The sequence below is a fragment of the Zunongwangia mangrovi genome (genome assembly GCF_900112105.1).
GTDB lineage: Bacteria > Bacteroidota > Bacteroidia > Flavobacteriales > Flavobacteriaceae > Zunongwangia > Zunongwangia mangrovi.
In genome coordinates this window covers 191,192-207,492 of record NZ_FOKV01000007.1, presented here as the reverse complement: position 1 = coordinate 207,492, position 16,301 = coordinate 191,192, and the positions used below count along the sequence as shown (strand labels likewise).

At 36.5% G+C, this 16,301-nt stretch carries 10 protein-coding genes; 1 reads left to right on the top strand and 9 read right to left on the bottom strand.

The window, feature by feature from the left end:
- Window positions 1-214 precede the first annotated feature (214 nt).
- The 5 genes from BM201_RS14685 to BM201_RS14665 form a co-directional block, all read right to left on the bottom strand.
- Window positions 215-2,455 (bottom strand): S9 family peptidase, encoded by a 2,241-nt coding sequence (locus BM201_RS14685; RefSeq protein WP_092543934.1) that lies wholly within the window; start codon window positions 2,453-2,455, stop codon window positions 215-217.
- A 180-nt stretch (window positions 2,456-2,635) separates the two neighbouring features.
- Complete coding sequence (locus tag BM201_RS14680; RefSeq protein ID WP_092543932.1) at window positions 2,636-3,877, bottom strand: NAD(P)/FAD-dependent oxidoreductase; 1,242 nt, start codon at window positions 3,875-3,877, stop codon at window positions 2,636-2,638.
- 10 nt (window positions 3,878-3,887) lie between these two features.
- Entirely contained in the window at window positions 3,888-4,889 is a 1,002-nt protein-coding gene (locus BM201_RS14675; RefSeq protein ID WP_092543930.1) for a 4-hydroxyproline epimerase, read from the bottom strand.
- 6 nt (window positions 4,890-4,895) lie between these two features.
- A complete protein-coding gene (locus tag BM201_RS14670) occupies window positions 4,896-6,464 on the bottom strand; it encodes an aldehyde dehydrogenase (NADP(+)) (protein ID WP_092543928.1) in 1,569 nt (522 codons plus the stop codon).
- Window positions 6,465-6,482: 18 nt separating this feature from the next.
- Entirely contained in the window at window positions 6,483-7,400 is a 918-nt protein-coding gene (locus BM201_RS14665) for a dihydrodipicolinate synthase family protein (protein WP_092543926.1), read from the bottom strand.
- 135 nt (window positions 7,401-7,535) lie between these two features.
- Between BM201_RS14665 and BM201_RS14660 the strand changes: the two genes are divergently transcribed.
- Window positions 7,536-8,378, top strand: a complete 843-nt coding sequence (locus BM201_RS14660; protein ID WP_092543924.1) for a helix-turn-helix domain-containing protein — start codon at window positions 7,536-7,538, stop codon at window positions 8,376-8,378.
- Here the strand turns inward: BM201_RS14660 and BM201_RS14655 are convergent.
- The 4 genes from BM201_RS14655 to BM201_RS14640 form a co-directional block, all read right to left on the bottom strand.
- Window positions 8,375-9,928: a M61 family metallopeptidase gene (locus tag BM201_RS14655; RefSeq protein WP_092543922.1), complete on the bottom strand. Its 1,554-nt coding sequence runs from the start codon at window positions 9,926-9,928 to the stop codon at window positions 8,375-8,377. The genes BM201_RS14660 and BM201_RS14655 overlap by 4 nt on opposite strands.
- Before the next feature lie 252 nt (window positions 9,929-10,180).
- The gene (locus BM201_RS14650) at window positions 10,181-11,548 is read right to left on the bottom strand and encodes a DUF1735 domain-containing protein (protein WP_175487058.1); all 1,368 of its coding nucleotides are present in this window, start codon (window positions 11,546-11,548) and stop codon (window positions 10,181-10,183) included.
- Window positions 11,549-11,564: 16 nt separating this feature from the next.
- Window positions 11,565-13,256, bottom strand: coding sequence for a RagB/SusD family nutrient uptake outer membrane protein (locus tag BM201_RS14645; protein ID WP_092543918.1), 1,692 nt, complete (start codon window positions 13,254-13,256; stop codon window positions 11,565-11,567).
- A gap of 4 nt (window positions 13,257-13,260) precedes the next feature.
- A complete protein-coding gene (locus BM201_RS14640) occupies window positions 13,261-16,278 on the bottom strand; it encodes a SusC/RagA family TonB-linked outer membrane protein (RefSeq protein ID WP_092543916.1) in 3,018 nt (1,005 codons plus the stop codon).
- Between the last annotated feature and the right edge of the window lie 23 nt (window positions 16,279-16,301).

Sequence of the window (16,301 nt, the reverse complement as noted above, 5' to 3'; positions counted from 1 at the left end):
TGTTACGAGACCAGTCTTTGGCATCCTTATCAAAAACATAGCGGGCAATTAAACCTGTTTCTCCAATTCCGTCAAGAATTTGATCACCCTGAGCGCGGACTTCAACTAATCCTGCGATCATAACGCAAATAAAACAGGTGACAATTTTGTACAATTTCATATTATAAATCTTTCGGTATAAAAAATTAAGCTTGTTTCTACGATTCTTAGTGCATTAATTGTAAACCTTATCCCATGATGGCGGATCTACCTCTAATAAATGCTTCACGAAAAAGTCTCTTCGTTTACGTTCGCCAAAAACACCTCCAGAAGTATGATTTTCTCCCGGTAAAACCACCAGGTCAAAATCTTTATTGGCTTTTATCAAGGCATCTGCAAATTGCATGGTCGATGCAGGATCTACATTATCATCTACTTCCCCAACGATAAGCATTAAATTTCCCTGCAATTGGGCTGCATTTTCAATATTTGAATTTGCGGCATAATGTGGACCAATTGGATATCCCATCCATTGCTCATTCCACCAGATCTTATCCATTCTATTATCGTGACAACCACAAGAAGCTACGGCAACATCATAAAAATCTGAATTAAAAACCAAAGCAGCACCAGCACTTTGTCCACCGGCAGAAGTACCTCGAATACCTACTTTATCGGCATTCATATAAGGATATTTTTCAGCCGCGGCAGTGATCCACAGTTTACGATCTGGAAAACCGGCATCTTTTAAATTTTGCCAACATACATCATGAAAGGCTTTAGATCTGTTTGAAGTTCCCATTCCGTCGATTTGTACCACGATAAATCCAAGTTCAGCTAAAGAGCTTAACGCCCAGTAATAACTGCTGAATTCCTTCGGAACAAAAGAATCGTGCGGTCCTGCATAAATATATTCGATGATTGGATATGTTTTTGAAGGATCAAAATTGGTAGGTCTTACGATAATTCCCCATATATCAGTTTCGCCATCTCTTCCTTTTGCGGTAAAAACTTCAGGTTGTTTCCAGCCTGTTTTTTCTAATTCTGTAATATCTCCTTCTTCTAAAGCTAATATTGGCTTTTTCTTGCCTGTTTTTTTAAGAACCGTTACCGCCGGCATATCTACTCTGGAATATTGATCTACATAATACTCTTTATCTGGAGAAAAAGTCACTTTATGGTTTCCGTTTTCAGAAGTAAAACGGGTAAAATTCTTTCCGTCGAAATCAATACGGCAATAATGGATCAAATAAGGATCCTGGCCTTTATCCAAGCCGCTGGCAGTAAAATAAATTTGACGATTTTCGTCATCTACTTCCACTACTTTTCTAACCGGCCAATTTCCAGAAGTTATTTGATTTTTAACTTTCCCGGTATTGCTATCGTAAAGATAAAGGTGATTGTATCCATCACGCTCTGATGCCCAGATAATTTCGTCTTTTCCTTTTACATCATGGCGATACTTTTTACCGCTATAATCGATAAAAGTAGGGCTGGTTTCATCGATTATCGCTGTAGCCTTTCCTGTTTTTGCATCAACTTTAATTACTCGGTATGCCTGGTGACCACGCTGATTGAACTCGAATGTGAATGAAGAACTATCATCCTTCCATTGATAATTATAAAGGGAAAACTGAGCATCAAAAAGATCTGTCGCTACCGGAATGTGCTTTTGAGAAGCTACATCAAAAAGTTGCGGACTCTTAAAATCCAATTCATCTCCTGGTTTGGTATAATCTCTGGTATGTAATTTTGGCTGAAGCTGATCGTCTGGACTGGATTCTACAAAATAGATATCATGCTGTTCTCCCGGCCTTACTTTATAAGCAACAATCTTTTCGCTATTTGGCGACCAGATAATATTTGCAGCATAAAAGAAACCTTTGGTACCGTCGAAACTTAATTGTGTTTCTTCTTTGGTTTTATTGTCTTTTATATAAAGATTAGAATTCTTTATAAATGCGGTATATTTTTTATCTGGAGATGGTACAGGATCGCCTTCTCTTTCATTTCCTCTTCTTCCCCAGTATCCTCTGTCCCAATTTCTACGCGGAACATTTTCGACCACGCGAAGCTTGTAACCCGCAAGATCTATATTATATTTTATAGTATCTAGCTGAAATTCTAAATTCGATTTATTTTCATCGAATTTTAGATTAGAAATATCGATTTTGGAACTTTCAATGTCCTTTTCTAATTTTTCTGAAAGTGCTGCTGCTAATTTTTGATGATCAAAAGCAGATTTTTGTTCTTGTGTTTCAGCATTTACAAAAACATATTCACTTCCTTCCTTGGTATTATTTTTATACCAAAATTCGTTTTTATTTAACCAGTTAAAACTGCTTGGCGTATTAAAAACTTTATTTCTGAAAAGAGTATCCAGGGATTCTGCTCTTTTATAATCATCTACTGTTCCCTGAGCGAATAGACCACTAAAACACAGCAGATTAAAAAGAACTAAAAATTTTCGTTTCATATAGCAAATTTTTCAGAATAAATTTACTTTATCTTCTGCTGAATCTGCTAAAATATATTAGCTTATAGTTATACTATATTAACTAGAGTTTTATTTTTTTTAAAGCTTATGTGTATTTATTATATATAATACGTAATTTTTTAAGATTTAACTTAACACAAACTTTATTGCAATTTTTCTTTAAAAGCGTTCCAGATCAAATGGCTCTAATAAAACCGAAGTATGATTAGTATCTATAATTTCAGACATAAGTTTTCCGGTAATTGGTCCAAGACTCCATCCCATCATCGCATGCCCAGCAGCGACATTCAGATTATTGAATTTTGAAGATTTTCCAATAAACGGTAGACCATCTGGAGAAACAGGTCGTAATCCACTCTTGGCCGATTGTTTTTCTTCTGAAGTTAATGTGAACCCTGAATAAAAACTTGAAGCTGCACTAGCAATCGCTTCTACCCTGTTTGGTAAAATTGTATTATTATCACCAGATAATTCCATTGTTCCGGCAAACCTGGTAAAACCTTTCATTGGTGTGACCGCAACTTTAGCTTCGGTTAAAATTGCCGGCAAAGTAATGTTGGTTTCTCTGGTAATATTCATGCTATAACCTTTACCGGGTTGGATAGGAATATTAAGACCTAATTTCTTAGCAAGAGGGAACGTCCAGCTTCCGGCAGCCAGAATAAATTCGTCTGCTTCGATGGTATTTTTTTCCGTAGAAATAGCTTTAATGGTTTTTCCATCTACTTCTAAACCGGTAACCGTTTCCTCTAAAACAAATTTAACCCCTTTATCTTCTAACCATTTTTTTAGGTTTTTCATAAATAAATTGGGTGTACTATGCGCATCACATTCATAATGAACTCCGCCAATAACGTCTTCGCTAAACTGAGGTTCCAGATCATGCAATGCTTTCTTATCCAAAACACTAACATCCAGACCTAATTCTTTTCCTTTTTCAGCAAGTTTAGCTTCGTGCTCTTCGTTCTTCGCACTTTTATAAACCATAAGAAGACCTTTACGCTCCATGTGAAAATCAAAATCTAAAGATGCTAACATCTCAGCGTAAAGGTCTCTACTTTTTTCATTTAATTCCTTAAGCACAGGAATAGCTTTCGCTACTTTTTGTTTAGTTGAAGATTTTTTGAAATACCAGGACCACTTAAAGAAATCCATATCCCAGCGCGGTTTTATATAAAACGGACTAGAATTATTGAACATCCACTTAATTCCCTGGTTAATCATTCCAGGTTCTGCAATTGGCACAAAATGACTGGGAGTCACATAACCTGCATTAATAAAAGAAGCGCCATCTGTGATATTACCTTTATCTACTATGGTAACATCGTGGCCGGCTTTTACCAAATAATAAGCCGAGCATAAACCAGTAATTCCACCACCAATAATTGCAACTCTCTTCATAATCTAAATTTTAAAGTACCTGAAATCCGTGAGCATAAGGATCGTCATCATCGATAACGATATTATTGTAACCGGTAACCATTGCCCAACCTTCTATACTTGGAACAATCGCTTTTTTACCGCCTAATTCTGTCTCTTCTTCTATTCTTCCAATAAATTTACTACCAATAATACTTTCGTGTACAAAAAGATCACCTTTTTTAAGCTTTCCTTTAGCATACCAGTGAGCCATTCTTGCTGAAGTTCCTGTACCGCAAGGCGAACGATCTATAGCTTTATCGCCATAAAAAACAGCATTACGAGCAGTAGAATTTTCGTCCATCACAGCTCCAGTCCATTGGATATGACTTAAACCAAAGATCGTAGGATCTTCTGGATGAATAAATTCATGGGCTTCGTTTAATTTACTTCTTAACTCCCTGCTCCACGTAATTAATTCACTGGCCTGGTATTGCTCTAAACCTTTAAAGTTTTCCTGAACTTCTACAATAGCATAAAAATTACCACCGTAAGCAACATCAACTTTTAATTCGCCAAGAACATCGCTATGTACACTTATATCTTCTTTCGCTAAATACGATTTGATATTAACGATCTTAACCGACTTTACTTTTTTTCCTTCCTGAGTATAACTCACTTTTACGAGCCCTGCCGGAGTTTCCAGCCTAAGCGTTCCCGGCTCTTTTGGAGAAACCAAACCTTCTTCGATGGCAACCGTTACGGTACCAATCGTACCATGCCCGCACATTGGCAAACATCCACTGGTTTCAATAAAAAGGATTCCGCAGTCATTTATGGGATCTGAAGGTGGAAACAAAATGCTTCCACTCATCATATCATGACCGCGTGGTTCGAACATCAAACCACGACGAATCCAATCGTATTCCCGCATAAAATTTTGACGCTTTTCACTCATGTTCTTTCCTTCGATAAATGGGCCGCCACCAGCAACCACTCTTACCGGATTCCCACAAGTATGGGCATCAACACAAAAAAAAGTTTTTCTTGCCATTAAAATCTATAAGCTATCTGTTGTGTATTTATTATTGATATTACGTAAAATTCCTAAAGGATTTTCATCTTTTAGAGCCTGCGGAAGCAATGCCTGTGGCCAGTCCTGGAAAGAAACCGGTCGCACCCATCGTTGTACCGCAGTTAATCCTACTGAAGTAAATTTTGCATTAGACGTTGCCGGGAAAGGCCCGCCATGCGTCATTGCTGCACAAACTTCTACGCCTGTTGGTACACTGTTGTAAATAATTCTACCTACAGTATCGGTTAAGGTGTCGATAATCGTTGCAAATTCACTTAATTCTTTTTCTTCGGAATTTAATACCGTACCGGTTAGCTGTCCTTCTAATTGCTGAAGCACTTCGGCCAGTTCGGTTTTATCTTTACATTTCACCACTACTGAAAATGGTCCAAATACTTCTTTATGGAAGTTTTTATTCTGAAGGAAATTAGCACCAGAAACGGTGATTACCTGCTGTCTACCAAAGTTTGGCGCAACTTCACCATCGTATTTGCTAACTTCTGTATAACCTTCTTGTGCTAAAACTTCAGATTTAGAAGCTTCATATTGATTTTGAATCCCAGGACTCAACATCACTGAAGGGGCAAGATTCGATAAATTCTCACCTAATTTTTCAACAAAACTATCTAAAGCAGCGCTCTCTATTCCTAAAATTAGTCCGGGATTTGTACAAAATTGTCCGCATCCAGCAGTGATCGAACCAGCATATTGCTCGGCCCAAAAATCTCCTTTAGCTTCTAAAGCAGATGGTAAAGCCAAAACAGGATTAATACTTCCCATTTCTGCGTAAACCGGAATAGGCTCTGGTCGATCTGCAGCTAATTTAGTAAGCGCAGTACCCGCTTTATAACTTCCGGTAAATCCAACCGCTTTTATTTTTGGATGTTTTACCAGCCACTCACCTACTTCAATTCCTTTACTGTTTAGATTGGAGAAAACACCATCTGGCATTCCGGTTTTCTTTGCGGCTTTAATAATCGCTTCAGAAACCAATTCTCCTGTACCTGCGTGTAAAGGATGAGATTTTACGATAACCGGAGATCCCGATGCTAATGCACTGGCAGTATCTCCACCAGCCGTAGAAAATGCAAATGGGAAATTACTTGCCCCAAAAACAGCTACCGGGCCAAAAGGCACCTGCATTCTTCTAATATCAGGTTTTCCTTCAGGATTGCTAATAATAGCTTCTACCCAGCTACCTTCTTTTAGCATCGTAGCAAAAGCTCTTAATTGCCCCGTTGTACGAGCAAACTCCCCGTTAGAACGTCCTTCTGGCAAGCCAGATTCTGCTCTATAGATTTCTTTTAAAGCTTCAGCATTTGCCTCTAATTCCTCAGCAATTGCTTCTAAAAATCCAGCTTTTTCAGCATCAGATTTTTGTTTGTACACTTTAAAAGCGGCTGCCGCTTTTTCTACAGCAGCATCAACCTCTTGGGGTGTTGCTTCAGTAAAAATAGCGGCAGTTTCTTTATTTTCTTTTGGATCAAAAGTTTTAAAGGTAACATCACCTTTACCTGAAAGCTCCTCACCAATATAATTTTTTCCTGTAATCATGCTTTCTATTTTCTTGATTTACAAAGATTTGTATTCTACTAATTCTGGTCTTACAGCCATTGCAGCATCAATAATTCCTTGTACTCTTTCTCTTTCTGCTCCCTGTAAAACTAATCTTGGCGCTCTAACATACTCGGTTCCTAAACCAGTTGCAACTTCAGCCAATTTGATATTTTGTACAAGCTGCGGAGAAATATCCAATTCTAATAATGGCATAAACCATCTGTAGATTCTTAAAGCTTCTTCAATATCTCCAGCTTTTACTAATTTATAGATCGCAACAGTTTCTGCAGGATAAGCCGCTACTAAACCAGCAACCCAACCATCTGCACCAGCTACCATACTTTCTAAAGCTAGTGTATCTACACCACATAAGATCTTGATACGGTCACCAAACTTATTTTTTAGACGTGTAACATTACTAATATCACGAGTAGATTCTTTTACTGCTTCGATCGTAGGACAATCTGCTAAAAGTTCTTCGAACATCTCTATAGTAACTTCAATCTTATAATCTACAGGGTTATTATAGATCATAATTGGCAGCGATGTGCTTTTTGCGATTTCTTTAAAATATACCACAGTCTCGTGATCTGTTGCTTTATAACGCATTGGTGGTAACAACATTAATCCTTGTGCTCCCCAAGCTTCAGCATTTTTCGCAACCTGAATCGCTTCAGTAGTAGACTGCTCGGCAATATTAATGATTACCGGCACTTGTCCTGCTGTAATTTCTAAAGTTTTCTTTACAAGCGTTTCCTTTTCTGCCGGTGTTAGAGTACTAGCTTCACCCAAAGTTCCTCCTAAGATGATTCCGTTTACACCTGCTTCCAGTTGTGCGTTAATGTTCTTTTCAAAGGTTACTAAATCCAGTTCGTCGTCTTTTGTGAATTTAGTGGTTACTGCGGGCATTACCCCTTCCCATTTTATTGCCATGTGTTTAATTTTTTAACAAAAATATATGCATTAAATCGCTTTCAATTTGTATTGATTATCTAAACCTGATACGATATTATCATATAAATTGACTAATTCGGTTTTTTTTAATAATATTTACAAAAACTCACACCAATGAAAGTCTTACCCTTTAAAATTCCTAAACCAGAGAAGGAAGCTTTGGTCTATCAGGAAGATCATGAAATTGTTTTTTATGATAAACTTCACCAGCATGAAGAGATCCAAATAAGCTATATTATGGAAGGTAGCGGCTCTTTAATTGTTGGTGATAGTATTAACGAATATCATCCTCACGATATCCTGATTATAGGCGAAAATATTCCGCATGTTTTTAGAAGTGATGCAGAGGCTCATCCAAATTCGATCATGTACACGCTATTTTTTACCAAAAAGTCCTTCGGAAAAGAATTCTTTAATCTTACTGATCTTAGCGGAATCCAGAAGTTTTTTGATGAATCTGAATACGGAATGAAAATTAAGGCTGATGAAAAAAAGTTTCATCTTTTTAATAATCTGAAGCGCCAAAGTAAAATTGAAAGAGTAGCTACTTTATTATTATTACTAAATGAACTTACGCATGCCGAGCGCCAGCCTTTGTCTTCTTTTGTTTACCAGAAAAAGTATACCGAGGATGAAGGAAAACGAATGAACGATGTTTTTCAATATGCGATGGATAATTTTCAGGATAATATTTCTTTAGATGATATTGCAGATATTGCTTTTATGAGTAAAAATGCTTTTTGCCGATATTTTAAGAAAAGAACCAACAAAACCTTCTTTCAGTTTTTAATTGAAATAAGGATAGAACATGCCTGTAAGTTATTATATAAAGATCAGGACTTATCGGTATCAGCGATTTCTGAACTTTGTGGATTTCAGAATATCGCCAATTTTAACCGAAAATTTAAAGAATTAAAAGGAATAACGCCTACACAATACAGGCAGCAAACCGATTAATGTTCTTTCAAAAGTGCATTTCTAATTTCAGATTCCAATTTGTTTTCAGCTTCAATCTTTATAAGCTGATATTCTTTTTCTACGATCTCTGTTTTTTCGTCATCTGCAGGAGACATATCTAGCGCGAGTGCGGCGTGCTTCAGGTATTTTTCGTAATCTGGCGTTCCTGTAGATTCTACATAACTTCTTATTTCATCTAAAGACTTACCGGCAATTGTAGCCACCGTTTGCCAAAATTCATCTTCAGTATAACCTCTTCCCTGTTTGCGATAATACTCATTATACAAATAGCGCATCACATCATCTAAAGATTTTTGGTTCTCACTTTCATGACGAATCGCAATATCTAAAAGCAACCCAATAATTGGCCCTTTTTGGTAATACGAAATGGTAGTTTCGTTGGTGATCTCGTCGTTATTTAAAAAGTGGTTCCAAACATCGAAACTCGATCTTTCTAAAGACATATGATCTTTACCCTCTTTATTTTCTATGGCTTTAAAATGACTGCTTAAAAAGTCTAAAACATCCTGGGAAGTTAGTAATCCCGCATCGCGCATGATCATGTATTCATAATACACGGTAAAACCTTCTGCCACCCAAAGCATCGTAGTATAATTCTCTTTGCTATAATCAAACGGGCCTAGTTCTATTGGCCTTATCGCTTTTACATTGTATAAATGAAAATACTCGTGCGTAAGAAAATTCATGAAGGATTTGTACGCATGATCGTTCTTAAAATCCATACTTCCGTAAGTGAAAACTGCTTGTGAATTCCAATGTTCTAAACCGCCGCCGCCTGGCTCCATCATAATAAAGGTGTAATCTTCAAACGGAATATGTTGCATAAGATCTGTAGTTCGCAACATAATTTCACGAATATCTTTAGTGAATTTTTGTTCATCTAAACCTTCAGGAGTAGCGATAGATAAGGTAACATCTTTGCCTAATTGCTGAAATTCGATGATTTTCTGGTTGCCCAAATAAAACGGACTATCGTAAAGAATATCAAAATTTTCAGCATAAAATTGCCCATTTTCAAGCTCTTTTAATCCTGTAGCAATCTCTTGCCATTGTTCTGGTAATTTAATCTGAAGACTAACCGGAGTATTGACCTTATTTTCAGGAAACATAAAAATATCGGTATTGGTTAAAAAGGCTTTTTCTTCTGAAATATTAGATTCTGCCACCGATTTTCGATTCGCGTACACCCGATAACTTACAACTACTTTCTCATTTTGAGCATTTTCGATAAGCCATTTATTTTTTGAAGTTTTTTGCCATTTTACAGGTTCTCCTGAAGAAGTTTTTACTTCAAAATCGATAATATGGGCCGGATTATCCAAAATCATATAATAACCTGGCGTCCAAACCGGTAAAACCAGCGTATTTTCTGTAGATTTTAGGTTTTTATACTGAAGTTTTACCTCAGCATAGTGATCTTTGGCATTTTCGAACGAGATTTGATACTGAAGATCTGTATTTTTCTGAAAAGCAAGCACATTTTGAATCATTAGAACGCAAAATGAGATAAAAATCAGGTGTTTTTTCATGAGTTAATAAATTTCCGAAGAAAAAAATTCTTCCTTTTTTTATACAATATCGCCTATTGAAAAGGCACTTTCAAATTTCTTAAAATTAAAATTGAATTAAACTACCTCGGAGCAAGTCCACTAGGCATTCATTAAAAACAATTTTTAATTTCGAGGCAAGCCTGGGAGTATTATAACCTTTGGCGGCGCCAATAAAAAAGCAGGAAATATTTAGAATATCCCCTGCTTTTTAAAACTAAACTAAATTCAAATTTATCTTCTCCATTCGTTAACCCCATCTCTTATACGGTTTCTCCATACAAGATTAGAATTTACGATGGTATAAAAATCGTTAAACTCGTAATCGATTCTATAATTCAGTGTAAAAGTAGAGCTCTCTGGGTCGTAAGAGTTTTCTTCACCATCTAGCATTGTAATACCAGATACTGCAGATTGCTCTTCGGCACTTGGCACCGGAGTTCCCCAGGTTCTCCATTCTAAGATTCCCTGTGAAGCCGTTGCTACAAAATGCATTCTTAAACGGTTTGTAGTTACTGAAAGTTCGGTATCATTAAACATATTTCCACTAATACCAACTTCATTCTCTACTCTTACCCAGGCTTCATTTTCCATATCCCAGTATTCTAAGTATGCATCATAAGGAAGCAAAATTCCGCCGTTATCTGTCCACCAGTAAATTTGCGATAAGGTAAAATTATACACATTATCACCATAATCATATTCTACCCAGTTCCAAATATCGTCGTTTGGCCAGTTTCCATAAGCACCGTTACTATTATCGGTACTGCTTGCAGGCTCTATATCGTCGTTGATCGCATTAATATTTTCCCATGCCGATACATAGGAAGTAGAAAGTGCAACACCTTCATCTGTAACTGCTACGTTTTGTGGAGCATTATCTGCGTTAGGATTAGGATAATATTCCAAAAGCACATTATCCTGATCTGTAGGATCGACATTCATCATATAATCACTCCCTCTAAAGATCATTCCATCTGTTCTAAAAAGATCGTTAGAAAGTGTTGTCCCATTAATCACATTTTCGATTGCGCCAGAGTTCAATTCGTTTCCTTCAAGATCGTAAGTAGTATAAGTAACATCTTGATCGTAATATCCATGAAATCTATTCATATAACTAAGTACCAAAACCTTTGTACTTTGTGTAGACAAAATAGAATCTGCATTAGTTTCCGTTAATCTAAATGGCAAGGCGTAATGTCTTTCTGTTGCCAATGGATCGTTTAAAAAACGTGTTGAATCTAAAGCGATATTTACGCTACCTATAATATTTCCTGAAGGTATTACAAATTCTTCTGGATTACTTAGATCGTAATAATCTGAAGGTAAAAGTTCGTAATCTGTTCCAGTCAACAAAGAAGGATCGATATCGTAGCTAACATAACGTTCTTCATTATTTTCTATAACTCCGGCCAAATAAACCCCAAAATCCAGGTTTAAGCCTTCGTCTTTTACTACCGTTCTCCACATCGTATCTGGATCACCAGAACCTCCATCTGCAGTAGTAAAAGCCACTGTTGTATGCGAATAATCTACACGGTAATCATCATAACAAGCCGTAAGAATAGACGCTACAAAAATTAATATTAGTAATCTTTTCATAGTATTATTGAACTTTTTAATTCCAACCATCATTTTGCGATAAATTATCCATTATAAGTACCTGCTCGAAAGGAAGCGGAACATATCTCATATATTCCTGATACTGGTGCTGCTCTACATCTATATAATTATACGTATACTCACCATCTCCAGCCGGAGTTATTCTAACCCCTTCGATCGTGTGATTTAACTCGTCGTTCCATCTTCTGGTATCCCAAAATCTGAAACCTTCAAAAGACAGTTCGATTCTTCTTTCATTATGAATAAAATCTCTAAAAGCATCTGTTCCAGCCATAGATTGCTGCGTTAAGTATTCGTCCTGAAATCCTTCAACCTCAGCATCAGAATCTATACCGGCTCTTCTTCTAATGGTTTCCATTACCTGAGCGGCAGAATACCCTAAAGAAGCATCGTCTGGACCAAGTGCTTCGTTTGCAGCTTCAGCAAAATTTAAATAAAGCTCTGTTCGGCTTAAATACACTTTAAATTTCTCGTCTGTTGTAGCGTCACCCGGAGTTAAACGAACATTCATACTTAATTGCTTTTTCATGTAATATCCTGTGCGAGTTCCCTGCTGATTTAATCCACCAGGAGCATCCTGCCCACCAACAAATGTTTCTATGATATTACCGTTATAATCATCTCCATTGTAAAAAATGAATCGCTCGAATCGTGGATCTCTATTTTCATAAGGAGTATCTTCAGCGTATAAATCGCTATCTTCTATTGGATAACCATCTGAAGCCGGAAAGGCATCTACAAGATTCTGAGAAGGATTTATATTACCTGAACCATATAAAGATGGTGGATAATATAAACTCTCTAAACTATTATCTATGTAAGTTGGCTGAATCCAGATATTCTCAAAATTATCTGCATCATTAAAATTTCCAAATGGAGAAAGATCTGTTAAACCACCAGAAGCATCCATAGCTTCTACAGCAGCATTTGCAGCTCTTAACCAAAGATCGCTTGTAGAAGGCCCATACGCAGGACTGGCTGCATTAAGATAAACTCTTGCTTTTAAGGCCATCGCACCTAAACCAGATCCTCTACCACGATTGGCAAGACCAGAAAATGTTTCACTACCATTATTATACATTAGTGGTAATCTTTCTATGGCTAAATCACAATCACTAACAATTTGCGCTACAACTTCTTCGTAAGTATTTCTTGGAAGATCCAAAGTTTCTGCTTCCTCTAACGGAGTGGTTACAATTGGGATTCCCATTATTTGCCCATCTACTTCACCAGCATAATGCTTTAAAAGCTCAGCATGATACCAGGCTCTTAAAAAATAAGCTTCACCTATACGCTGACTATTTTCAATATCGTTTTGAACAGGATCTGAAACCGAATAAATAAGATCCTCTGCATGTTCTAAAAATATATTGATATACTTTATATTATTGTAATTCTCTGTCCAATTACCAATAGGATTATTCTCTACCGTCCAGTTACCAACAGCAATTGCATTTTCTCCCGGTGTTGCAGGAACTGCATTATCTGTATACGTATCCATAAGCATTTGCTCATTAATAACAGTATTTAAACCGGTATAAGCCCTGGTAAGCAAACCTTCACCGTAATTGGCGTGACTCCAGAGATCTTCGTCTGATTGATCTTGTATTGGATACGGCTCTACATAATCACATGATACCATTGCTGATAAAATGCCCGTAAATAGAAGTGTTTTATAAATTTTCATCGAATTAAAATTTTGTGCTTAAACCAAAGGTTAGTGTTCTACTAATAGGATACATAAGTATCCCTGAACTAAGACTTTCTGGATTTAAGCCATATTCGCTATGTATTTTAGAAAATGAAGCCAGATTACGACCTCTAAGGAATAACTTAAGCTCCTGCATATTCAGTTTTCTGGAAATACTATTAGGGAAGGTATATCCTAACTGAACATTTCTAAGATTTAAATACGCCCCATCTTCTAACCAGAATGATGATATTTGATAATTATTCTGAGATACTGTTGTTAATCTTGGCATATTATTACTTACCGGCCAACGATCTAGCATTGCTTCAGAGTAGTTATTATTGGTTGTATTATTCTGAAAATAAGTACCATTTAACATCATCTCTCCATTTGCTCTACCATTCGCCAAAACAAAAAGATCAAATCCTTTATAAGCTAAAGAGATATTTATACCGTAAGCAATTCTAGGTGTATGGCCTATAGCATGAATATCCTGCTCTGTAATTACACCATCATTATTATAATCTTCATACATAATATCTCCGGGAGCTAAAGTTCCCCAGCTTTGAGTAACTCCTCTGGAATCAATTTCAGATTGAGACTGATATAAACCTAAAGCATTATATCCAAAAAATACGTCGTCACCATTCCCTGTACGCTGTCTATATTCAGCAAGTGCGGCAGGTTCATCTACCACTAGGTTTTCACTTCTTAAATACATAGCATTTACACCAAGTGAAACCTTAAAGTCTCCAAATTCATCGTTATACTGAACCATCCCATCTACACCATAGCGACGGAATTCTTCGAAATTCTGAATTGGTAAAAATCCGCCTGTTCCATAAATTGAAGGTGTGAAATTGCTCATTGGTGATAAAATATCCACATCTTTTTGATCGAAGTAATTCGCCTCTAAAGCAATCTTTCTATCAAAAAATTCAGATTTAAACCCTATATTGAAATACTGTCTCTCTGGTAAAGAAAAACCTGTACTACCATACTGAAGTACTTCGTAAACATTATCGGCTCCACTACGCTGTCCTTCTATACCGCTACTCCACGTACCAACATTTTGCCATAATGTTTGATACAAATAATATGGGTTATAAGTCCCGCCGAAATTGAAGTTATTTACTCCCATTATTCCGTAAGAAGAATACAGTTTTAAATAATCTACAACATTGCTGTTTTTTAAGAAAGATTCTTCAGATACATTCCATGCCGCACCTACAGTTGGATAAAAATTGAATCGTTCCCCATCAGGTAATCTCATGTTCCCGGTGTATGAGGCATCAAACTGTAAAGCGTACTTACCATCGTAAAGATAATTTGCCCTAAAACCTAGATCCTGAATACGATCTGGCTGATAGTTGCCACCCACAACACGATTTTCCTGCATAGATTGATAGTAAGAAAGATCTAGATCCAGATCATGTTCTTCTTTAACAAACTTATAGCTAAGATTAGCCATAGCACTAATACGACGATCATAAGAATCGTCCCCATTATACATATTAGATTGTACTTCCTGCTCTACTACACGCTCCAGTTCATTATCTGTTCCTGTTACTCTTCTATAAAGTGCTGCAGTTCCACCAAGGTTATTCACTAAAACATTGTTCGCATCTAAAGCTGCACTTGCATAAAACTCTAAACCTTTAGCTACACTTTCAAGATCTATTAAAAGTGATACCAAATTTTGCGTGTTCAATTCGGTAGACTCTGCATACCCGCCATAAACCAATTCGTTAGTTAGGTTAACAGGATAGTTATCACTTACGATCAATTGATCTTCATAATAAATTGGCGTAGCATTAGATGGGTAAGATGATAAAACGCTAAACATATTATAACGATAAGCGCCATCTCCCTGGTTAGGATATTCCGCTCTACCATAAGTACCAGAAAGATTAACGTTCATTCGCATAAAATCGGTTAATTTTATATCTACATTTCCTCTAATCTTGTACCTATCATAAGTAGTTTCCTGGCCTACTTCTTCGTATCCTCCAGAACCAACATAATTTAAATTCGAGAAATAAGTCAGCTTATCTGATCCTCCCTGAAAATCTACATTAGCACGAGTAAAACGACTAAAATCCTTTACATAACGATCGTAATAATCGATATTAGGATATCGCAATGTATTATTTCCGGTTTGATACGCATCTAAAGCTTCCTGAGAATATAAAGGATCTAAACCATCATTAGCTAAAGCCTCGTTATATAATGTCGCATAGTTATAAGAATCCAGGTAATTAGGTAAGTTTGCTGCTTCACTATAACCAGTTTCAGCAGTAATATTAATTTCATTCTTATTTTCCTGCCCTTTTATAGTGGTGATCCAAACAATTGGACTTGCCCCGCTGATTCCAAGCGTTGCTCTTCCAGAAAAATCCTTGATCACTTCTACCTTATCTATTTCGTAAACAGTTAAGTCTCTTGGATTTCTTTGGATCCCGTCGATATAGTAAATGGCTGGTTCACCTCTTACTACACCTGTCACCCATTCGGCTCCAGGAGTGTAATTAGATTGACTCATCATTAACCCAGGTAATCTTCCTTCTAAAGCTTCTAAAAACTGAATAGAAGGGAATGTTCTTAACTCTTCCCCGGTAATAGTATTTATTGCTGAAACATTCTTAGAAGATTTTAGATCTAAATATGGAATCTTAAGATCATTAGTCCCATATAAGTAAGGAGCTTCTTGTAAAACAATAGGAGCTTCAAGATCTGCAGAAACAAACATGCTTTGGCTTTCGTAGCCTTTCTTTACTACTCTTAAGAAATCTGCTTCTTCACCAGAAATCTCTACTGTAAATTCTCCATTTTCGCCAGTTTCAACAACATTTTTTGCTAAAACAGTAATCACTTTAGCCTTTGCAACTGGTTCATTATCCTTATCTACTATCTGCCCTGAGACAGTCCTATATTCGGTATCAGTCTGTGCATACGTATTATGGCAAAATACGATACCAAGACTAAAAATAAATAGTAGGAATATTGTATTATTTTTCATTCTTTATTTTTTAACTGATAGTG

Bases quoted from the DNA above. Each gene is read 5' to 3' on its own strand.
- BM201_RS14685 (WP_092543934.1), bottom strand. From the start codon at position 2,455: ATGAAACGAAAATTTTTAGTTCTTTTTAATCTGCTGTGTTTTAGTGGT.
- BM201_RS14680 (WP_092543932.1), bottom strand. From the start codon at position 3,877: ATGAAGAGAGTTGCAATTATTGGTGGTGGAATTACTGGTTTATGCTCG.
- BM201_RS14675 (WP_092543930.1), bottom strand. From the start codon at position 4,889: ATGGCAAGAAAAACTTTTTTTTGTGTTGATGCCCATACTTGTGGGAAT.
- BM201_RS14670 (WP_092543928.1), bottom strand. From the start codon at position 6,464: ATGATTACAGGAAAAAATTATATTGGTGAGGAGCTTTCAGGTAAAGGT.
- BM201_RS14665 (WP_092543926.1), bottom strand. From the start codon at position 7,400: ATGGCAATAAAATGGGAAGGGGTAATGCCCGCAGTAACCACTAAATTC.
- BM201_RS14660 (WP_092543924.1), top strand. From the start codon at position 7,536: ATGAAAGTCTTACCCTTTAAAATTCCTAAACCAGAGAAGGAAGCTTTG.
- BM201_RS14655 (WP_092543922.1), bottom strand. From the start codon at position 9,928: ATGAAAAAACACCTGATTTTTATCTCATTTTGCGTTCTAATGATTCAA.
- BM201_RS14650 (WP_175487058.1), bottom strand. From the start codon at position 11,548: ATGAAAAGATTACTAATATTAATTTTTGTAGCGTCTATTCTTACGGCT.
- BM201_RS14645 (WP_092543918.1), bottom strand. From the start codon at position 13,256: ATGAAAATTTATAAAACACTTCTATTTACGGGCATTTTATCAGCAATG.
- BM201_RS14640 (WP_092543916.1), bottom strand. From the start codon at position 16,278: ATGAAAAATAATACAATATTCCTACTATTTATTTTTAGTCTTGGTATC.